The sequence below is a fragment of the Bradyrhizobium sp. Kon10 genome, assembly GCF_055807395.1.
Genome location: NZ_JBVVOZ010000001.1, coordinates 295,121 through 314,203, shown reverse-complemented (window position 1 = coordinate 314,203; position 19,083 = coordinate 295,121). Strand labels below are relative to the sequence as shown.

Annotated in this window: 17 protein-coding genes and 1 tRNA gene; 7 read left to right on the top strand and 11 right to left on the bottom strand. The window is 64.8% G+C overall.

Going from position 1 to position 19,083, the window contains the following annotated elements:
* Window positions 1-56: 56 nt before the first annotated feature.
* Entirely contained in the window at window positions 57-650 is a 594-nt protein-coding gene (locus tag AC0L2O_RS01460) for a hypothetical protein (protein WP_473368438.1), read from the top strand.
* Here the strand turns inward: AC0L2O_RS01460 and AC0L2O_RS01455 are convergent.
* The 8 genes from AC0L2O_RS01455 to AC0L2O_RS01420 form a co-directional block, all read right to left on the bottom strand.
* Complete coding sequence (locus AC0L2O_RS01455) at window positions 647-1,894, bottom strand: class I SAM-dependent RNA methyltransferase (RefSeq protein ID WP_473368437.1); 1,248 nt, start codon at window positions 1,892-1,894, stop codon at window positions 647-649. The genes AC0L2O_RS01460 and AC0L2O_RS01455 overlap by 4 nt on opposite strands.
* The gene (locus AC0L2O_RS01450) at window positions 1,887-2,621 is read right to left on the bottom strand and encodes a TlyA family RNA methyltransferase (protein WP_473368436.1); all 735 of its coding nucleotides are present in this window, start codon (window positions 2,619-2,621) and stop codon (window positions 1,887-1,889) included. The genes AC0L2O_RS01455 and AC0L2O_RS01450 overlap by 8 nt, the downstream gene beginning before the upstream one ends.
* A 26-nt stretch (window positions 2,622-2,647) precedes the next feature.
* The gene (locus AC0L2O_RS01445) at window positions 2,648-3,202 is read right to left on the bottom strand and encodes a nucleoside 2-deoxyribosyltransferase (protein ID WP_369725729.1); all 555 of its coding nucleotides are present in this window, start codon (window positions 3,200-3,202) and stop codon (window positions 2,648-2,650) included.
* 192 nt (window positions 3,203-3,394) lie between these two features.
* Window positions 3,395-5,323, bottom strand: coding sequence for a 1-deoxy-D-xylulose-5-phosphate synthase (gene dxs, locus AC0L2O_RS01440; protein ID WP_473368435.1), 1,929 nt, complete (start codon window positions 5,321-5,323; stop codon window positions 3,395-3,397).
* A 561-nt stretch (window positions 5,324-5,884) separates the two neighbouring features.
* Entirely contained in the window at window positions 5,885-6,136 is a 252-nt protein-coding gene (locus tag AC0L2O_RS01435; RefSeq protein ID WP_473368434.1) for an exodeoxyribonuclease VII small subunit, read from the bottom strand.
* 74 nt (window positions 6,137-6,210) lie between these two features.
* Window positions 6,211-7,140, bottom strand: coding sequence for a histone deacetylase family protein (locus AC0L2O_RS01430; RefSeq protein WP_409189854.1), 930 nt, complete (start codon window positions 7,138-7,140; stop codon window positions 6,211-6,213).
* A gap of 134 nt (window positions 7,141-7,274) precedes the next feature.
* Window positions 7,275-8,933: a bifunctional metallophosphatase/5'-nucleotidase gene (locus tag AC0L2O_RS01425; protein WP_473368433.1), complete on the bottom strand. Its 1,659-nt coding sequence runs from the start codon at window positions 8,931-8,933 to the stop codon at window positions 7,275-7,277.
* A 216-nt stretch (window positions 8,934-9,149) separates the two neighbouring features.
* Window positions 9,150-9,908: an enoyl-CoA hydratase-related protein gene (locus AC0L2O_RS01420; RefSeq protein WP_409189852.1), complete on the bottom strand. Its 759-nt coding sequence runs from the start codon at window positions 9,906-9,908 to the stop codon at window positions 9,150-9,152.
* A gap of 294 nt (window positions 9,909-10,202) precedes the next feature.
* Between AC0L2O_RS01420 and AC0L2O_RS01415 the strand changes: the two genes are divergently transcribed.
* Window positions 10,203-11,444: an MFS transporter gene (locus AC0L2O_RS01415; RefSeq protein WP_473368432.1), complete on the top strand. Its 1,242-nt coding sequence runs from the start codon at window positions 10,203-10,205 to the stop codon at window positions 11,442-11,444.
* Between the two features lie 218 nt (window positions 11,445-11,662).
* Here AC0L2O_RS01415 and AC0L2O_RS01410 read toward each other — a convergent pair whose 3' ends face one another.
* Window positions 11,663-13,441, bottom strand: coding sequence for an acyl-CoA dehydrogenase (locus AC0L2O_RS01410; protein WP_473368431.1), 1,779 nt, complete (start codon window positions 13,439-13,441; stop codon window positions 11,663-11,665).
* Between the two features lie 252 nt (window positions 13,442-13,693).
* Here AC0L2O_RS01410 and AC0L2O_RS01405 point away from each other — a divergent pair.
* Window positions 13,694-13,768, top strand: a tRNA-Gln gene (locus AC0L2O_RS01405).
* 255 nt (window positions 13,769-14,023) lie between these two features.
* Here AC0L2O_RS01405 and AC0L2O_RS01400 read toward each other — a convergent pair.
* Complete coding sequence (locus AC0L2O_RS01400) at window positions 14,024-15,127, bottom strand: S1C family serine protease (protein WP_473368430.1); 1,104 nt, start codon at window positions 15,125-15,127, stop codon at window positions 14,024-14,026.
* A gap of 164 nt (window positions 15,128-15,291) precedes the next feature.
* On the opposite strand from AC0L2O_RS01400, the gene AC0L2O_RS01395 reads away from it, so the two are divergent.
* Window positions 15,292-15,561, top strand: coding sequence for a hypothetical protein (locus AC0L2O_RS01395; RefSeq protein ID WP_473368429.1), 270 nt, complete (start codon window positions 15,292-15,294; stop codon window positions 15,559-15,561).
* 137 nt (window positions 15,562-15,698) lie between these two features.
* Here AC0L2O_RS01395 and AC0L2O_RS01390 read toward each other — a convergent pair whose 3' ends face one another.
* Window positions 15,699-16,586 (bottom strand): VOC family protein, encoded by an 888-nt coding sequence (locus AC0L2O_RS01390; RefSeq protein WP_473368428.1) that lies wholly within the window; start codon window positions 16,584-16,586, stop codon window positions 15,699-15,701.
* 167 nt (window positions 16,587-16,753) lie between these two features.
* On the opposite strand from AC0L2O_RS01390, the gene AC0L2O_RS01385 reads away from it, so the two are divergent.
* From AC0L2O_RS01385 to AC0L2O_RS01375, 3 genes are all read left to right on the top strand, one after another.
* Entirely contained in the window at window positions 16,754-17,941 is a 1,188-nt protein-coding gene (locus AC0L2O_RS01385) for a CaiB/BaiF CoA transferase family protein (RefSeq protein ID WP_473368427.1), read from the top strand.
* Between the two features lie 155 nt (window positions 17,942-18,096).
* The gene (locus AC0L2O_RS01380) at window positions 18,097-18,285 is read left to right on the top strand and encodes a hypothetical protein (protein ID WP_369725608.1); all 189 of its coding nucleotides are present in this window, start codon (window positions 18,097-18,099) and stop codon (window positions 18,283-18,285) included.
* 73 nt (window positions 18,286-18,358) lie between these two features.
* Window positions 18,359-18,973 (top strand): cysteine hydrolase family protein, encoded by a 615-nt coding sequence (locus AC0L2O_RS01375; protein ID WP_473368426.1) that lies wholly within the window; start codon window positions 18,359-18,361, stop codon window positions 18,971-18,973.
* The last annotated feature ends 110 nt before the right edge of the window (window positions 18,974-19,083 follow it).

Sequence of the window (19,083 nt, the reverse complement as noted above, 5' to 3'; positions counted from 1 at the left end):
CTGGCATTCGCGATCTCTGCTGGGTATAATCCGGGCAGTTTTCGACGGAAGCCTGAATGTCCAGCCTTGCAGGTTCTTGCGGTCTCGCAGCTCTCTTTGCCGTACTTTGCCTCGGCGGAACGCCCGTTCATGCCCAAGTTGCGCCGCTGAGGTATTTTTTACCGGGCGCTGGCTTCGGCTTTGGTGGCAGTGCCGACCAGAGCTCCGATGCTTACGGCAATTTTCCGGGCTTCGACGCCAGCGGGCGCACCAATTTTGCGAACGGCTTGTTTGTCGGGAGCCAGCGCGGCAACCTCAATTGGAGCGGCCTCAGCCAGACCGGACCGGCCGGCAATTTCAGCGCGCTTTCCTATGATAGCTCGCAATTCGGTTACAACACCAAGACCGCGGGCGGCCTCCCCGTGACGTTCTTTGCTGGTTTCGACACGATGAAATACGGCGACGGCATTGGCAGTTCGGTTGCGCCGCTGACCTCGGGCGCGGCACCGGGATACGGTGCATTTGGGGGGGTCGAATTCAAGCCGACCTCCAACCTCAGCCTGTCGTTCGGAGCCGGCTTCACCCAGCGGGATTCGGGCCGCATGGACAGCGACATCAGATCGAACATGCTGCCCGGCGAGTCGCCGGCGCTCGGCGCGCTTCGCCGCTAGCGCGTGAACCGCGCCACCAGCTCGACATGGGGCGTGTGGCGGAACTGGTCGACCGGCACCACGGTCTCGATCCGATAACCGCCATCGATGAGCAGCCGCGCGTCGCGCGCGAAGGTCGCGACGTTGCAGGAAACTGCGACGACGACCGGCACCTTGCTTGCGGCAAGCTTGAGCGCCTGTGCCTGCGCGCCCTGACGCGGCGGGTCGAACACCACGGCGTCGAAATCGCGCAGCTCCGGCGCCACCAGGGGACGGCGGAACAGGTCGCGCGGCTCGCACCTGATCGGCTTCAGCCCCGGGGTACGTGCGGCTTTCGCCAGCGCGGCGACAGCGCCAGCGTCGCTGTCATAGGCTGCGACGCGCGATTTCTCCGCAAGCCGCAGCGCAAACGGACCGACGCCGCAGAAGAGGTCGGCGATCTCCTTGGCCTTGCCGATGCGCTCGGCGACGAGAGACGCAAGCGTCTGTTCGCCTGCGACGGTTGCTTGCAGGAATGAGCCCGGCGGCAGCGTCACTTCGGCGCGGCCCATCTGCAACGTCGGCGACAGGCGCTGCAGCACCAGCTCGCCGTGCCGCGTCAGCCGCGCGAGGCGGTGCTGCTCGGCGACGCGCGAGAGCGCCGTGACCAATGCCGTCGGCAACGGACCGGAGCCGCGCACATCGACATCGAGGCCGTTGGCGGTCGCGGTAACCTGGATGTCGAGTGGCTTGGTCACCGGCATCCGCGACGTCAGCGGCTCGGCGAGCGCCCAGGCAGCATCGATCGCCCCGTCGAGCGCGGGATCGAGAACGGGGCAGCGATGGATCGGGATGACGTCATGCGAGCTCGCCGCCGCAAAGCCGACCTTGAGCACGTCATGCGTGCCGAACCGGCCGTGCAACGTGACGCGCCTGCGGCCCACGCCATGGGCATCGATCAGCGGTGCCACCTCGCAATCGATTCCCGCTTGCGCCAGCGTCTCGACCACGATGCCGCGCTTCCAGGCCTGGTACGGCTCGGTCGCCCAGTGCTGGATCGCGCAGCCACCGCAGACGCCGAAATGCGGACAGAATGGTTCGACGCGCGAGGGGCTCGCGGCGTCGACCGCCAGCAGCTTGCGGCGGTCGGGATGGTTGCCCGCAACGTGCTCGACTTCGACGGTCTCGCCGCCCAGCGTGTAGGGCACATAGATCGTATCGCCCGCGTCGAGCGAAACGCCGTCGCCGCGATGACCGACGTGATCGATGTTCAGGCGCTCAACCACGGCGCGCGCCCAGGAAGAATTCGATGTTGCCGTCGCCGCCCGCGATCGAGGAGGGAAACACCTCGATGTCGGTGCAGCCGAGCGAAGCCGCGAACGCGGCGATGTCGTCGCAGATCTCCTGATGCACGGCGGCGTCGCGGACGATGCCCTTCTTGTTGTGTTTTCGCTCGGCCTCGAATTGCGGCTTGATCAGCGCAAGCAGGCTCATCGGAGCCGCCGCCAGCGACAATGCAACCGGCAGCACGGTCTTGAGCGAAATGAAGCTGACGTCGATGACGACGACGTCGGGTCGCGCCGGCAGGCGCTTGCCTTCGTAGGCGCGGATGTCGGTCTCCTCCATCGACACGATCTTGGCATGACCGCGCAACGAGGGATGCAACTGGCCGGTGCCGACGTCCACGGCGAACACCAGGCTCGCGCCATTGGCCAGCAGCACCTCGGTGAAGCCGCCGGTGGAAGCGCCGACGTCGAGGCAGACATGGTCCTCGATCTCGATCGGATAGCGCTCCAACGCGCCGGCAAGCTTGACGCCGCCGCGGGAGACGAAGGGATGCGCCGGCTCGGCCTGGATCACCGCGTCTGTCGCGATGGTCTCGGACGGTTTTGCCACGGGCTTGTCGTTCGCGGTGACGAGCCCGGCCTCGATGGCCGCGCGCGCCCGTGCCCGGCTCTCGAACAGGCCGCGCTCGACCAGCAGAATATCCGCACGCTTGCGGGGAGGGGACATCGGGCCTCCGGTTACGACTGAAGCGGTCACGCAGTGATAACTCGCGCCGCCGCCATCCGGACGCAAGCCTCGAACGCGGCGAGGTCGTGCCAGACGTCGACGGGCATCTCGGCCGGCGTCACCAGCGGACAGCCATGTAGCTCCAGCGCATGGATCATCATGAGATTGTCGACCAGGCCAAAATCCTCGACCGTCAGCCCCTGCGCATCGACCAGCCGCCCGTCCTCGGAGGTGACTGTCATGAAGCGGCCGACGCGGTCGGCATAGGTGGCAGGATCGTTCGAATAGGCCAGACAAAACTTGCCGCGGCCGGCCATGTAGCCGAGCTCGTAGACGGTGCCGGGGTCGGCGCCGGCCCCGCGGAACGGGGTGAGATTGGCGATGATCGCATCCGCCCGGTCCATCATCGCCTCGTTGCCGGCAAAGATCTGCCGCGAGGCATCGGGGGCGGCGAGAGGGGTGGCGTTGTCGAGCGGATAGAAACCGGCCAGACCATGCGCAGCGCAGATTGCGACCTTCTGCCGCCCGATCTCGATCGCATCCGGCAGGAACACGTCCGGGCCAGCCAGATAGATTTTCATGGGGGGATTGCTCAGGAGAGATTAGGCGAGCTGCAAACCGTCGCGAAAACTGCGCGCCCTCCCCCGCCTGCGGGGGAGGGTTGGGGAGAGGGGGCCTCCTCAATCGGGAACCCCCAAGGGGAAAGAACCCTCACCCGGATCGCTTCGCGATCCGACCTCTCCCGCAAGCGGGAGAGGTGAAGAAAGCAGCGATCAAGCCAGCTTGACCGTCTCGGTCTTGACGTCCTTGCCGAGCGCCTCGAACACCTTGGCGACGATGCCCTTGGCGTCGAGACCGGCGCGGGCATACATCGCGGCCGGGGTGTCGTGGTCCTGGAACACGTCGGGCAGCACCATGGAGCGGAACCGCACCATGCCGCTGTCGAGCACGCCCTGGTCGGTCAGGAACTGCGCGACATGCGAGCCGAAACCGCCGACCGCGCCTTCCTCGATCGTGATCAGGATCTCGTGGTCATGGGCAAGCTTGAGCACCAGCTCGGTGTCGAGCGGCTTCATGAAGCGCGCATCCGCGATCGTGGTGGAGAGGCCGTGAGCTGCGAGCTCGTCGGCCGCCTTCTCGCATTCGGCCAGACGCGTGCCGAAGGAGAGCAGGGCGATCTTGCTGCCTTCGCGGATCACGCGGCCCTTGCCGATTTCGAGGGGAACGCCGATTTCGGGCATCTCGATGCCGCGGCCTTCGCCACGCGGATAGCGCAGCGCGCTCGGGCGGTCGTTGATGGCGACCTGGGTTGCGACCATGTGCACCATGTCGGCTTCGTCGGCGGCCGCCATGATCACCATGTTCGGCAGGCAGCCGAGATAGGCGTTGTCGAACGAGCCGGCATGGGTCGCGCCGTCGGCGCCGACGAGGCCGGCGCGGTCGATGGCGAAGCGCACCGGCAGGCACTGGATCGCGACGTCATGCACGATCTGGTCGTAGCCGCGCTGGAGGAAGGTCGAGTAGATCGCGCAGAACGGCTTGTAGCCTTCGGTCGCAAGACCGGCGGCAAAGGTCACCGCGTGCTGCTCGGCGATGCCGACGTCGAAGGTGCGGTCCGGGAACGCCTTGTTGAAGATGTCGACGCCCGTGCCCGACGGCATCGCCGCGGTGATGGCGACGATCTTGTCGTCCTTCTCGGCTTCCTTGACGAGGCTTTGGCCGAACACGTTCTGGTAGGCCGGTGCGTTCGGCTTGGCCTTGGCCTGGGTGCCGGTCGCGACGTCGAACTTGACGACGGCGTGGTACTTGTCGGCGGAGGCTTCCGCCGGACCGTAGCCCTTGCCCTTCTGGGTCACGACGTGGACCAGGATCGGGCCGGTCTCCATGTCGCGGACGTTCTTCAGCACGGGCAGCAGATGATCGAGGTTATGGCCGTCGATCGGGCCAACGTAATAGAAGCCGAGCTCCTCGAACAGCGTGCCGCCGTCCATCATGAAGCCGCGGGAATATTCCTCGACGCGGTTGGCGCGGTTGGCGAGGATCTTCGGCAGGCGCTTGTTGATCTGCTTGGCCGCCTCGCGCAGCGTGCGATAGGTCTTGCCTGAATAGAGCCGCGACAGATAGGCGCTCATGGCGCCAACCGGCGGCGCGATCGACATGTCGTTGTCGTTGAGGATCACGATCAGGCGCGAATTCATCGCGCCCGCATTGTTCATGGCCTCATAGGCCATGCCCGCGGACATCGCGCCGTCACCGATCACGGCGATAACGTTGTTCTTGCCGCCGGCGAGGTCGCGCGCGACCGCCATGCCGAGGCCGGCGGAGATCGAGGTCGAGGAATGCGCGGCGCCGAACGGATCGTAGTCGCTCTCGCTGCGCTTGGTGAAGCCCGAAAGGCCGCCGCCGGTGCGCAGCGTGCGGATGCGGTCGCGGCGGCCGGTCAGGATCTTGTGCGGATAGGCCTGATGGCCGACGTCCCAGATCAGCCGGTCGCGTGGCGTGTCGAAGACATAATGGATCGCGGTCGTGAGTTCGACCACCCCGAGACCGGCGCCGAAGTGACCGCCGGTCACCGAGACGGCATCGATGGTCTCCTGACGCAGCTCGTCGGCGACCTGGCGAACCTGCTCGACCTTGAGCTTGCGCAGGTCGTCCGGCGTCCGGATAGTGTCGAGAAGCGGCGTTTTACTGTATGCGTTCACGGCGATTTCCAATTTGTCAGCGCCGGAAGATCGTTCCGGTGCGCGATGGGTTTGCACAATATCGGCGCAGCGCGAGTCCCCAAACCATCGGAGCCACCTGCAGGGGCAAAGGCCCTTCTTCAAGCTTAGGTGAGCTTAAGTGCGCTCCGGTTCAGTCTCTGTGATCCCTGTCACTTAGATCGGCTTCGTCCGTCCAAGCCAATTCATCAGCAATTTGAAGCACTTGTCGTCGGTAATCGATGCCCACGCAAGGCTAACAAAAAGCCACACTCCGCGCAGCTTTACACCAAAGCTGAGGCCAAAGCCAACCCACCGGACCGACTACGGCCATGCACGTGCAACCGGCGGGCCAATTTAGTTAATCCCGGTGCGTGAGCGGAAGTTCCAACTTGCCCGGTTCCTCGCGAGCTTTTTTGGCGAGAACGAGGCCGTTTCGGCGAGAATGCGCAAGGCTCCTCGCGGACCCTCGTCAATAGACGTTCCGGTGGGCGGAACCAGGGCAAACCAGCACGACGAAATCGCAGATGGCGATCGCCCGAAACGCGCCGCTCTAAGCGGGCCTTACTGCACGTCGAGCGGCGCGGTGCCGGTGGCTTGGCCGCTGGCATCGGTGGTGATCTTGTCGACGCGCGCCTCGGCTTGGCGCAGCAATTCCTCGCAGCGGCGCTTCAGGGCTTCGCCGCGCTCGTAGATCGTGACGGATTCCTCGAGCGGCACCTTGCCGTCCTCGAGCCGCTTCACGATCATCTCGAGTTCCTCGATCGCGCGTTCGAAGGTGAGCGTGGAGACGTCGACTTGAGTATTTTCGGCCATATCCGTTTCCGATTGCCCGATTCGCTGCTCTTGCAAAGCAACAGAGTTTTGCGGGCGCAATGTGGCGGGTGCGTTTAAGCGCCCATCAGGGCGCCGACATGCGCCGTAACAGATTCTTTCAATCCTTGCAGGTCATAGCCGCCCTCGAGCACCGACACAATTCGGCCCTCCGCGGACTTGTCGGCGAGGTCCATCAGCTTGCGGGTGACCCATGTGTAGTCTTCGGCGCGCAGATTCAGCGAGGCGAGGGGGTCGCGGTAATGCGCGTCAAAGCCCGCGGAGATGATGAGGAGCTCCGGGCTGAACTTTGTGAGTTGTGGCAGGATCAAATTCTCGAACGCGTTGCGGAACTCCGGTCCGCCATCCTCGGAGGCGAGCGGCGCATTGACGATCGTGTCGTGATCGCCGCGCTCGTCCTTGGCGCCGGTGCCCGGAAACAGCGGCATTTGATGCGTCGAGCAGTACATCACGGTCGGGTCCGACCAGAAAATATCCTGCGTGCCGTTGCCGTGATGCACGTCGAAATCGACGATGGCTGCACGCTTGATACCGTATTTGCGCTGCGCATGGCGCGCGGCGATCGCGACATTGTCGAAGAAGCAGAATCCCATCGGCTTGCCGATCTCGGCGTGATGGCCGGGCGGACGCACCGCGACGAAGGCGTTGCGGTACTCGCCCGCCATCACGGCTTCGGTCGCGGCGACCGCGCCGCCGACGCCGCGCATCACCGCTTCCCAGGTGCCCGGCGACATCGAGGTATCGCCGTCGACATAAACCTGGCCGCTGGTCGGCGCGATGTGGCGCAGCTCCGTGACGTAATCCTCGTTGTGGCAGAGCGTGACGAGATCGAGATCGCCCTCCGGTGCCTGGTCGCGCACCAGATACTGGAAACGCTCAACCGACAGCGCCTCCTCCACCGCACGCAGGCGGTCGGGCCTTTCAGGGTGGCCCGGCGGCGTGAGGTGGTCGAGGCAGGCCTTGTGGGAGAGGAGGAGCGTGCTCATCAGGTCGGTCTCACTAGGAACGGACTCTCGACGTCGCTTGGCGCATCCGGCGCCAAAACGCAACGCAAAACCCAATCTAGGCGTTTGTCCGGCAATGGCAAAGGCTGGTTCCGGGCCAGCCCGTTTGCGCCAGATCAATTCACGCGCAGGATGCGGGTCGGCGGCAACGGGCCGATCGGCCCGTGCGCCCTGAAGAAGGCAAACAGCGCGTCGGCGTCGTAACCGCCATATTGCGGCGATGCGCCTTGTTTTGCGACCGTAAAGCCGTCGCCTCCGACGGCGAGATAGTCGTTGAGGGTCACGCGATAGCCGCGCGCTGGTTCGATCGGGCTGCCGTTGAGCGTCATCTTCTCGGCGATGACGCGCTCGCCGAACGGCTTCGATGCGTCCCAGCTGTAGCTGAATCCGTTCGACACCTGGAGAATCCGTGGCCGCTTCGGATCGAGCCATTGCTGCTCCAGCATCTCCTTGAGCTGGCTGCCGGTGAGCGTCATGGTGACGAGGCGATTGCGGAACGGCTGGCTCGCGAACAGGTCGCCGTAGGACACCGCGCCGTTCTCCCTCGGGATGATATCGGTCCGGATGCCGCCGGGATTGGTGAGCGCGATGACAGCGCTGCCATCCTTGGCGTCTTTCGTGACGGCAAGCTGCGCGTCCGCGATGACATCGCCGAGCGCGCTTTCGCCGGCCTCGTTCGGCACCCGCGACAGCGCCTGCGTCACCGATCCTGCCGGCCGGTTGGCGATTGGCGCCGAAAGCCTGTCATAGGCGTCGATCAGCGCGGTCTGTTCGGGATCCTTGGCCAGCGAGGCGTTGGCGACGATCACGTTCTCGGCCTTGGCGCTGATCACATCGCGGCTGGCCGGATCGAGCTTGAGATCGATCGCGGTGACCAGCGTGCCGTATTTGTCGCCACTCGTCACCAGCCGTCCGTCGATGTTGCAGACATAGGCGCGATGGGTGTGCCCGCTGACCACGACGTCGACGGCGCGGTCGAACTTTTTGACGATGTCGACGATCGGCCCGGAAATGCCAGGACACTGATTGTAGTCGCCGGCGGGCTCGCCGCCTTCGTGGATCAGCACCACGATCGCTTCGACGCCTTGCGCCTTCAACTGTGGCACGAGCGCGTTGACCGTCTCCGCCTCGTCGCGGAATTCGAGGCCGGCGATGCCCGCGGGCGACACGATGCCGCCGGTGCCTTTCAAGGTCAGTCCGATGAACGCGACGGGGATGCCGTCGAACTTCCTGATTTCGTAGGGCGGCAGCACGCTCTTGCCGGTCGCGGTCTCAACGGTGGAGGCGGCGAGATAGTGGAATTTGGCGCCCGTGAAAGGATGCGGACCCTGGCAGCCGTCGACCGGATGGCAGCCGCCGTTCTGCATCCTCAGCAACTCGGCCTTGCCCTCGTCGAACTCGTGATTGCCGACCGAGGTGATCGCAAGCCCCATCATCGAGAGCGACTCGATCGAGGGCTCGTCGTGGAACATCGCCGATAGGAACGGGCTGGCGCCGATCAGGTCGCCGGCGGCGACGAAGATCGTGTTCTTGCGGCCGTCGCGCAGTTGCTTGACCAAGGTCGCCATGTATTCGGCGCCGCCGGCCGCCACCATCACCTTCCTGGCCTTGTCCTCGGGATCATCGATGCGGATGCCGCCCGGCGGCGGCCGGAGATTGCCGTGGAAGTCGTTGATCGCGAGAATGCGCAGCTCGACCGGCGCGGCCGTTTGCGCGGAGGCAGGCAGGGCGGCGAGAGCGAGGACGGCAAAGGTGATTTTAAGGGCGTAGCGCATGGAACAAGATTACTCGTTCCACGCGAAGATTTCACGAAGCTTGTTTGCGAGCTGCTCGCCGATCCTTCCTTCTCCCCTTGTGGGAGAAGGTGGCGCGAAGCGCCGGATGAGGGGTTCTATCCGCGAGGATACCTGTGAGTGTGAGGAACGATACCCCGCACCCGTCTCGCCGCTTTCGCGGCAAGCCACCCTCTCCCGCAGGAGAGGGTGGAAGCTTCACCGCTTCTTCCTATTCGCGAAGGCATTGAATGCGGCGACCGCCTCGTCCGATTTCAGCCGCTCGCCGAACAGATGGCCTTCCTGGTCGATGCGACGGCTGAGCTCTTCCGGCGGGGCGCGCAGCAATTTGCGCGAGATGGCCACGGCCTCGGCCGGCAGCCGGCAGATCTCGCGCGCCACCTTGCGGGCCTCGACCTCGGTATGTCCCGACGAGACCACGGTGTTGACGAAGCCTGCGGCATGGGCCTCCGCCGCGCTGAAAGTCCGTCCCATCACCAGCATGGCGAAGGCGCGCTGGTAGCCCATGGTGCGCGGCATCAGCAGGCTCGCGGCGCCGACTGGAACGAGCCCCAGATTGATGTAGGGCGCGGAGAAGGTCGCGGCGGTGGAGGCGAGCACGTAGTCGCAGTGGAATAGCATCACGGTGCCCATGCCGATCGACGCGCCGTCCACTGCTGCGATGATCGGCTTGACGTTGAGCGCCAGCGAATAGAGGAATTTGGCGGCGTCCGACAGCGTCTCGGGCCGCGACGTGTCGGCCTTCAGGAAGTCGTCGATATCGTCGCCGGCCGTGAACACGCCGGAGCCGCCGGTGACGATCATGCAGCGGATCTCGGGATTGTTCTGCGCGGTGTCGATCGCGCGGCTCATCTCGCGATACATGTCCTGCGTGATCGCGTTCTTCTTGCCCGGGCGGCGCAGGGTGATCACGCGGGTTGCGCGCTCCTCCGTCACGATGATGTTGCCGTTCGGCATGAGGGGCCACTCCGATCGCCGCGGCGCCTGTCATCCGCGAGTCTTGCAATGCTCAGCCTACATCATCCCGCAGGCGTGCCAATCCTGCGGCTCAACCTTTTCGACGCGATCCCGGCGAGCGGGTGCAAGACGCCCGTCGGACGGCTGCCTTCGTCCGGGGAACCGTGGCGCGAGAGGCGCGCTGCATTTGTGCTGTTGCGCGCTGCAACAAACGGCTACAACGTTTCATTTGAAAAACCGGTGGTTGTGCGGCACGATGGCTAGTCTCGTTCCATTTGGTCGATTGCCCGATTGATGATTGCCGCGACAGGCGTTGACGAATCCTCGCTGCACTATCGCGGCTGGCGCGTGGTGCTGGCCTGTTTTCTGATGGCCTTCTTCATGTTCGGCTTCGGCCTTTACGGCCAGGGCGTCTATCTGGCAGAGCTCCAGCGCGCGCATGGCTGGCCGGGCACGCTGGTGTCCGCCGCTAGCACCTTCTCGTTTCTGCTGACCTCCGTTCTCGTCATCTTCACCGACGATCTGCTCGCCCGCATCGGACTGCGGGCGCTGATCCTGTGCGGCCTCTCGGCGCTTGGCGCCTCGACGGCGCTGCTGGGACTCATGCAGACGCCATGGCAGCTCTATCTCGCCTATGCGCTGATGGCGGTCGGCTGGACCGGCATGGGCACGGTGGTGATCGCGACCGTGCTGAATGCCTGGTTCGAGCGGCGCCGGGGGCTCGCGCTCAGCCTTGCCTTCAACGGCGCCACCTGCGGCGGCATCGTTCTCGTTCCGCTGCTCCTGGCGCTGTCCGATCGTATCGGCTTCCGCTCCGCCATGCTGGCAGCCACCATCGTGATGGTCGTGCTGGTGCTGCCGGTCGTCGTGATCTTCACGGGATGGCCGGCCGAGATGCCGCCGGCATCGGGCAGGCATGCCCTGGGCGGCGACACGGCCGCGCCTGCGGATCACTCGCGCAGGGCGCTGCTCGCCAACGCGACGTTCTGGACCATGGTGTTGCCGATCGCGATCGCGCTGTTGGCGCAGATGGGGTTCATCATCCACCAGGTGACGTTCCTCGAGCCGATGATCGGCCGCTACGCCGCGGGCCTTGCCGTCACCGTCATGGCGGCCATGGCAGTGGTCGGGCGACTGTCGCTCGGCCTGTTCGTTGACCGGCTCGATCCACGGCTTGCCTGTGCAGCGTCGATGACAAGCCAGGCGGCGGCGCTGTTCGTGCTGCTGCAAAGCGAGAGCCCGACCGTGTTGTTGCTGTGCTGCGCCGTCTACGGCTTCTCGATCGGCAACATGATCACCTTTCCGCCCCTCATCATCCAGCGCGAGATCGGCAGCGCCGCCTTCGCGGCCGCGATGGGACTGGGAACCTCGGTCAGCGGCATCGTCAGCGCGTTCGGTCCCGGCCTCGTCGGCCTCGTGCGCAGCCTGACCGGAGATTACACGACGGCCTTCGCGATGTGCGTGGTGCTTGATCTGGTGGCGGCCGGCGTCGTGCTGTGGCGGCCGGGTAAAAGAGCGAAGCTCGCAGCCTCGTAGCGCAAGCGCCTCCCCACTATGATCTGAGAGCGAGATCAAACATTCCGTGTCGTCCCGGCGAAGGCCGGGACCCATACCGCGCGATCTATCGAGGGAGTATGGATCGCAGTATCACGGGATGACCGCCTAACCGCCAATCTTCGCCAAACTGCTTGCTGGGGTTATGGGTCCCGGCCTTCGCCGGGACGACACTGAACATGTGGCGCGCACATGCCAACTTACCCCAGCAGCACCGCATCCGCCGCCGCGACCGAGTCCGCGCTCTCCGTCACGGTGCGCTCCAGCGCGCCCGCCTGCACCGTGATGTTCTCGGCGAAGAAGCGCGCGAGTGAAACGTAGCGCGCGGCGTCCGCATTGCCGTCGGCTTTCGCGGCGAGCGCTTCGGAGGCCAGCATGCAGCCGCCGAGCGTGGCGCCGAACTGCTGCAAATACGGCGTCGCACCGGCGAGCGCCTCGTTCGGCGCCGACGCAACCCGCTCCAGCAGCCATTTGCTGCTGCGGCTCAACGCCTCCAGCGCCTCGCGCAGTTTTGCACCGGTCGTGCCGAAAGCGGGATCGTTGGAGGCTTCGACCTGCTTGACCGTCGCTGCCAGTTCCGACAGCAGCGCCCAGACCGAGGCGCCGCCATTGGCTGCGAGCTTGCGCGTGACCAGGTCGATCGCCTGGATGCCGTTGGTGCCTTCGTAGATCGCGGTGATGCGCGCATCGCGATAATGCTGCGCGGCCCCGGTCTCCTCGATGAATCCCATGCCGCCGTGGACCTGCACACCGAGATAGGCGACCTCGTTGCCGATATCGGTGGAATAGGCCTTTGCCATCGGCGTCAGCAGCGCCGCGCGCGCGGCCGCGTCAGCCCGCACCTTCGGGTCCTTGGCGCGCGTCGAGACGTCGAGCGCAACCGCGGTCGCATAGCAGATGGTGCGCGCGGCCGCAGTCTGCGCCCGCATCCGCATCAGCATGCGCTTGACGTCGGGATGGACGAAGATCGGGTCCGAGCCGTCGCCCTTGCTGCCGACGGCGCGGCCCTGCTTGCGCTCCTGCGCGTAGGCGAGAGCCTGCTGATAGGCGCGGTCGGCGACACCGACGCCTTCGAGACCGACGCCGAGGCGGGCCTGGTTCATCATTGTGAACATGCAGCGCATGCCCTGGTTCTCTTCGCCGATCAGAAAGCCGATCGCACCGCCATGGTCGCCCATGGTCATGGTGCAAGTGGGCGACGCATGCATGCCGAGCTTGTGCTCGACGCCGCTTGCAAAGATGTCGTTGCGCGCGCCGAGCGAGCCGTCTTCATTGACCATGAACTTGGGAACGAGGAATAGCGAGATCCCCTTGGTGCCGGCCGGCGCATCCGGCAGCCGCGCCAGCACGAAATGCACGATGTTGTCGGTCATGTCGTGCTCGCCATAGGTGATGAAGATCTTCGTCCCCTTGATGCGATAGGTGCCGTCGGCCTGCCGTTCGGCGCGGGTGCGCAGCGCGCCGACGTCCGAGCCGGCCTGCGCTTCGGTCAGCTGCATCGTGCCGGTCCATTCGCCGCTGACGAGCTTCTCGAGATAGATTTTCTTCAACTCCTCGCTGCCATGCGCATCCAGCGCCTCGATCGCGGAGGCCGTCAGCAGCGGGCAAAGACCGAAAGCGACGTTCGAAGCGCTCCAGATTTCGGTGCAGAGCGCGTTGATTGCAATCGGCAGGCCCTGGCCGCCGAACGCTTCGGGCCCGGACACCGCGTTCCAGCCGCCGTCGGTCCAGCGCTTGTAGGCATCGGGCCAGCCGGGTGCGGTCGTGACCTTGCCGTCGTCGAGCTTGATGCCGTGCTCGTCGCCGACCCGGTTGAGCGGCGCCAGCACGTCGGTTGCGAACTTGCCGGCCTCATCCAGCACGGCAGTGACGATGTCGGCGTCGAAATCGCCGTAATGACCGGCCTCCATGGCAGCCTTCAGGCCGGCGCCATGGTTGAGCGATAGCAGCATGTCAGAGATCGGCGCGCGGTAGGTCATGGCTCACTCCCGGGAACGTCATTGGCGCCGTATTCCCATGAAACGCCGGAGGTCTCAACTGCCGGGGCGGCTCCAGCCGGAACAGGGCCATGGACGGGCTATATGGACGGGCCACATGAAGCCTGGCGGAGCCGGCCTCGGGCCCGAGGTATTTTGCCCCTCCGGGCGGTTGAAATGCCGCGCCGCTCCCTATAGACCGGCAGCACTTGAAGGAATCTGCGGTAGTCCGTTCTTCCGCCGGTCCTCGTCAGTTGGGGCGTAGCCAAGCGGTAAGGCAGCGGATTTTGATTCCGCCATTCGGAGGTTCGATCCCTCCCGCCCCAGCCAGATCTTCCGCTGCCCTGAAATACCTCACGAAACCGGCCTGGCTGGGGAGCTGCGCTCGGTTGCCAGTTTCCTGGAATGTCCGCATCTTTTTCTGAGCCTCAAGCCGACGAGCCGGGCAGTGGCTCGTCGGCTGGCTGCTCAGCTTGAGGGTCAGCCGTTCCGCGGCGTCTTGCTCTCGTTCGACGCCAGCAACCGGTCAAGCTCGGCACCTCGCGGGCCCATCTTCGGAAGAGGCTGCGTCTTCAGGCAGACCGGTCATCGCTGGTCCAGCTGGGAGATGTCCGAGATGGTCAACTTGAGAGTGCGGCTTTGCCCAGCTCGGTCGATGGTCAATTCGACCTGCTTGCCGATCCCTTCATCCTCGAGCACAGAAGTCAGTTCCTCCATGCTGTGAATCGGCTTGCCGTTTGCTTCTGTAATGATGTCCCTGACGACTCCGTCCTCGCTTGCGCCCTCGAGTCCCGCTTGCGCAGCGGGAGAGCCGGGCAACGTTCGCAGGATAATGACCCCGTCGATTCCGAGGCTTGTTGCCTCATCCTGCTTGGCAGCGACGATACCGATGCCCGGCAAGGGCACGTGACCATCGCGGATCAGCTGGGCCGCAACGCGGTTGACGATGTCGACGGGAATCGCGAATCCGATTCCCGCGGAGGCACCCGAGCCCGAGAGGATGGCGCTGTTCACCCCGATAAGCCGTCCGGCGCTGTCGAGCAGCGGTCCGCCCGAATTCCCGGGATTGATGGGCGCGTCGGTCTGAATCATCCCTTTGACCTCACGCGCCGTCACCGACGGCAGTCTGCGGCCGAGTGCGCTCACGATTCCGGAGGTCAACGTCTGATCGAGACCATAGGGATTGCCGATTGCGAATGTGCTCTGGCCGACCTGTAGATCAGCCGAGCGGCCAACAGCAATGGGATGCAGCGCCGACCTTGGTCGCTCCAATTGAAGAACGGCGAGGTCGTAATTTGGAGCGGCGCCCACCACTCGTGCCGCAACAAATTCACCGGAGGTCAGTCTAACTCCAATCTGGGCCGTGCCATTGATCACGTGGTTGTTCGTGACGACGTGACCGGCCAGATCCCATATAATTCCCGAGCCTGATTGCGTCACGCTTTCCTGTTCGTCGGAAAAGACGGATGTGCTGCGCGCGCTGCGAGCGAATACATGCACGACCGACGGCGAGGCGTCCTTGAACAGACGAACAGTCGCTTGTTCGCTCGAACCAAGATCGGCGCGGGGAGCGACAGGGCGGGGATCAGAGGCGGAAAGCCACAGCGCCGAAAGATAGGGCTCTATCAGCCAGATCGTTGCCAAACACAGCAGCCAGACCGTTATGACGCGCAGGAAACGAATGGGCACCCTCCTGCCTCCTTTGCCGCGGTTCTAATTTCAGGTTATCCCGATGGTTCCTAACGACGTTTCTCGACGGCGCCGGCAAGTGCGTTGCCGGCAAGTGCGTTTCTTGAACTTGCTCTTTAGGAACGAGCGCCTCTGGCCATTGTTGCCCGCCGAAGGAGCAGCCGATGCGCAGCCTGAATCTCGGTCAGATCTTGGTTATTGCAGCATTGATCGCCATGCTGGTTCTCGCCGGGATCGGCATAGCATCGGTTTGGGATGCGACCAACGGCGTCGACGATGCCGCAATGGACGACAATGGCTGGATTGCTCTGGGCCTCGGCGCCTTCGTTTCGGTTGTCCTGGGTTGCGGGTTGATGGCGCTGATGTTCTTCAGCAGTCGTCGCGGCTACGATGAGGCCGCCGATCCATTCCGCAAAAGGCGCCCGAAGGCCTGACTGAAATTCGGGGCGTCCTGACCAGGGACGGTCAGCCCGCGCTGCAAGACAACTGAAATGAACCTCCGGAGCCGCTCTGCGACCGAGACTTCGGTCTTCCGAAATTGCCGCTGTTCGGCGCGAGCCTCGCCACTTCCTTATCCTTCGTACTGATCCGGCCCCATCGCCCATGACGCCTGATCGTGGCCGAATGCGTAATTGCGGTTGCTCACCGCCGGATTGCGATTAACCATCGGCCGCATGAACATCGGATGCGTCGCGCTGCGCACCTCGTGCTCGACCGTGAACAGCGGCTCGCCGCTGCCGAGGCCGACGATGTCGCAAAAGCGGTACTGATACTGATTGTCCTCGCGGGAGATCAAATTGCGCGCCAGCAGCTTGCGATACGGGCCGGAGAAATCGATGATGTACATCTGCACATGGTGGCCGTCATAGTCGCCCTGGGGCCGATCGCTCTCGCGGAACAACAGGTGCTGCTGACGGCCGGTCTTCACCGCTGCAACCTTGCCGTCGCCGTTCCACAACTCAGCGGGCATGCCCATGATCTCCGGATAGAACGCGCAGATCGCCGCTGCGGTCCCGACCGGCACCTCGAATTCGACATAGGGGATGCCGAGCGTGATGCGCCCGAAGCGCGCCGCGTCCGGCTCGTAGCAGCGCAGGCGGTTGCCCCAGGGACAGGTCGCCTCGACATAGCCGTTGTGCTCCGCGAATCCGAACGCCGTGCCCTCGAGCTTTTTGGCAACCGATGCCAATCGTTGCAGTAGCCCCTCACGGCCTTCGATCACGAGCCCGACATGGCCGCGCAGCACCTGCGGCCTGCCGCTCGGCAGGTGAAACTGGCTGCGCCCGGCGTTGATCCACATGTTGGTGTCGGACACCATCAGATAAGGGTCGCGTGTGAGCCCGAGCCCCGCGACGTAAAACAGCGTGGCGAGGCGCTGGTCCGGCACCTGGACGTTGACGTGCTCAAGATGAATCGCGTTGCCGAGGTCTTCAGCGGACCGGTCGAATTGTTGAGGCATGGATGCGGCTCTCGGGTAGGATGATGGACCATGTCATAGTAGCGCAGAATTCCGCCAGCCGAACTGTTGGCCGATCACATCTTGAAGGCAGGGCATGATGCCCCTTGCCACCTTGTCGCGGCAACCAGTCTCTGTAATCTGACAGAAACACCAAGGGAAAGAGACCGATGGGGGGAGTTCTGGAGGGCGTGCGCGTCCTCGATTTCGGGCGCTACATCGCCGGGCCGTATTGCGCGACGTTGCTGGCCGAATTCGGCGCCGAGGTGATTCGCGTGGAAAAGCGCGACGGCAGCGAGGATCGCTTCGTGGCGCCGGTCGGCGAGGGCGGCGAAGGCGCGCTGTTCCTCCAGATCAACCGCAACAAGAAGTGCATCACGCTCGATCCGATGAAGCCGGAGGGGCAGGAGGTGATGCGCGCACTGATCGCGACCGCCGACGTCGTCGTCGCCAATCTACCGCCGCAGACCCTTCGCGCGATGAAGCTCGACTACGATTCGTTGAAGGCGATCAAGCCCGACATCATCCTGACCACGGCAACCGCCTTCGGCGGGCCGGGTCCGTGGTCCGACCGCGTCGGCTTCGACGGCGTCGGCCAGGTCATGTCGGGTTCGGTGTACATGACCGGCACCGGCGATCCGCCGTACCGGGCCGCGGTCAACTGGGTCGACTTCGGAACGGCGCTGCACTGCGCATTCGGGACTCTCGCCGCGCTGATCGAGCGCGGCAAATCCGGGCGCGGGCAGATCGTCGAGGGCGCGCTGCTCGCAACTGCTTTATCCTTCACCAATGCAACGCTGATCGAGCAGGCGGTCATCAACGTCAATCGCGTTCCGACCGGCAATCTCGGCCAGACCGCAGCGCCAGCCGACATCGACCGCACCAGGGACGGCTGGGTGCTGTGCCAGGTGACGGGACATCCGCTGTTCAAGCGCTGGGCCAGGCTGATGGGCGAGGAGGAGCAGTGGCTGAACGATCCGCGCTTTGCCGACGACATCAGCCGCGGCAACAACGGCCCGATCATCAGCGAGCGGATGGCGCGCTGGTGCGCCGAGCGCACCACGCAGGAGGCCGTCGACGCGCTCGGTCAGGCGATGATTCCGACCGGGCCGGTTCTGAGCCCGCAACAGGCGCTCGATCATCCGCACATCCGCGCCGCCGGCTTCCTGCAGGACGTCGATTATCCGGGCCTGCCGAAACAGGCCCCGGTCGCGCGCGCCGCCGTCCGGTTGTCGGAGACGCCGGGTGAAATCGCGTCACGCCCGCCGATGCTCGGCGAGCACACTGATCTCGTGCTCGCTGAACTCGGCTATGACGGGGCTGCGATTGCGGCGCTTCGGCAAGGCGGGATCGTCTAGCGCCGCCCCGCGCCTGCGGAGCAGCACATCCTCGAAGCACTGCTGAAGATGATCGATGTCATGTCCCCGGTGAACAGTCCGTTTCGCAAGGACGGGCGTGGAACACCAATGAGGGCCCGCCGTTGCTATTCTCAGGCCGGAGAGGGAGGATCGACATGAGCGACGAACGCTTTGCCAGACTGCTAGGCCACGCCGCCATCGACGTGTGGGGCGATATGCCGCGCGACGTTCAGGAGGCACTGTTCGAGACGGCCATGAAAGGGCATGCGGCGGATCGGGAGGCCTTGGCGCGGCTGCTGCACGACCGCCATCCGCGCACCGCGCATCCGGCCAAGCCGGCGTAAGGGAGCCGCCCGCCGTGACGTGTCAACCGTGCGATGTCCCGCAAGCTGCGCAAGCATTCGATGGTGAAGGGCGATGAGGGACAGCAACTCAGATGTCGCCCGGATCACGGATGCCGTCCACCTCTGCGTCGACATGCAAAACATCTTTGCGCCGGGCGGTCTGTGGGCGACGCCCTGGATGGAAAGGGTGTTGCCGACGATTGCCTCGATCGCTGCGCGCTATCAGGCCAGGACGATCTTCACGCGCTTCATCACGCCGCGGGATCCGGAAGATCGCCCCGGGCAGTGGCAGAGCTATTTCAGGCGCTGGCAGCAGGCGACCCGGCAGCATCTGCCGACATCCGCGCTCGACCTCGTGCCGGCGCTCGCGCGCTACGTTCCTCCGGCCCGCATCGTCGACAAGCCGGTCTATTCCGCCTTCAGCAATTCCGGCCTGGCGAGCCTGCTGATCAACAACAACATCGGCACGGTGGTGATGACAGGGGCGGAGACCGATGTCTGCGTGCTCTCGACGGTGATGAGCGCCATTGATCTCGGCTTCAGGGTCGTCCTCGTCGAGGACGCGGTTTGCAGCTCCTCCGACGTCGGGCACGACGCGCTCATGACGATGTACCGCACCCGCTTCCACGGCCAGGTCGATCTTGTCACCGCGGAAGAACTTGTGGAATTCTGGCAGGAGGAGGGATAAACGTCACGTCGGTTGACGGCCGGCCGCGTGTCCGCGCGCGATTGCCGGCAACCTTCATTTTGTGCCAGACTAGCGGGGAACGTGCGTTCGCACGCCATCCCAGAGCATGA

Excerpts from the sequence above, each read along its gene's own strand:
- AC0L2O_RS01460 (WP_473368438.1), top strand. The coding sequence starts at position 57 with ATGTCCAGCCTTGCAGGTTCTTGCGGTCTCGCAGCTCTCTTTGCCGTA.
- AC0L2O_RS01450 (WP_473368436.1), bottom strand. The coding sequence starts at position 2,621 with ATGTCCCCTCCCCGCAAGCGTGCGGATATTCTGCTGGTCGAGCGCGGC.
- AC0L2O_RS01445 (WP_369725729.1), bottom strand. The coding sequence starts at position 3,202 with ATGAAAATCTATCTGGCTGGCCCGGACGTGTTCCTGCCGGATGCGATC.
- AC0L2O_RS01435 (WP_473368434.1), bottom strand. The coding sequence starts at position 6,136 with ATGGCCGAAAATACTCAAGTCGACGTCTCCACGCTCACCTTCGAACGC.
- AC0L2O_RS01430 (WP_409189854.1), bottom strand. The coding sequence starts at position 7,140 with ATGAGCACGCTCCTCCTCTCCCACAAGGCCTGCCTCGACCACCTCACG.
- AC0L2O_RS01425 (WP_473368433.1), bottom strand. The coding sequence starts at position 8,933 with ATGCGCTACGCCCTTAAAATCACCTTTGCCGTCCTCGCTCTCGCCGCC.
- AC0L2O_RS01420 (WP_409189852.1), bottom strand. The coding sequence starts at position 9,908 with ATGCCGAACGGCAACATCATCGTGACGGAGGAGCGCGCAACCCGCGTG.
- AC0L2O_RS01415 (WP_473368432.1), top strand. The coding sequence starts at position 10,203 with ATGATTGCCGCGACAGGCGTTGACGAATCCTCGCTGCACTATCGCGGC.
- AC0L2O_RS01410 (WP_473368431.1), bottom strand. The coding sequence starts at position 13,441 with ATGACCTACCGCGCGCCGATCTCTGACATGCTGCTATCGCTCAACCAT.
- AC0L2O_RS01395 (WP_473368429.1), top strand. The coding sequence starts at position 15,292 with ATGCGCAGCCTGAATCTCGGTCAGATCTTGGTTATTGCAGCATTGATC.
- AC0L2O_RS01390 (WP_473368428.1), bottom strand. The coding sequence starts at position 16,586 with ATGCCTCAACAATTCGACCGGTCCGCTGAAGACCTCGGCAACGCGATT.
- AC0L2O_RS01385 (WP_473368427.1), top strand. The coding sequence starts at position 16,754 with ATGGGGGGAGTTCTGGAGGGCGTGCGCGTCCTCGATTTCGGGCGCTAC.
- AC0L2O_RS01380 (WP_369725608.1), top strand. The coding sequence starts at position 18,097 with ATGAGCGACGAACGCTTTGCCAGACTGCTAGGCCACGCCGCCATCGAC.
- AC0L2O_RS01375 (WP_473368426.1), top strand. The coding sequence starts at position 18,359 with ATGAGGGACAGCAACTCAGATGTCGCCCGGATCACGGATGCCGTCCAC.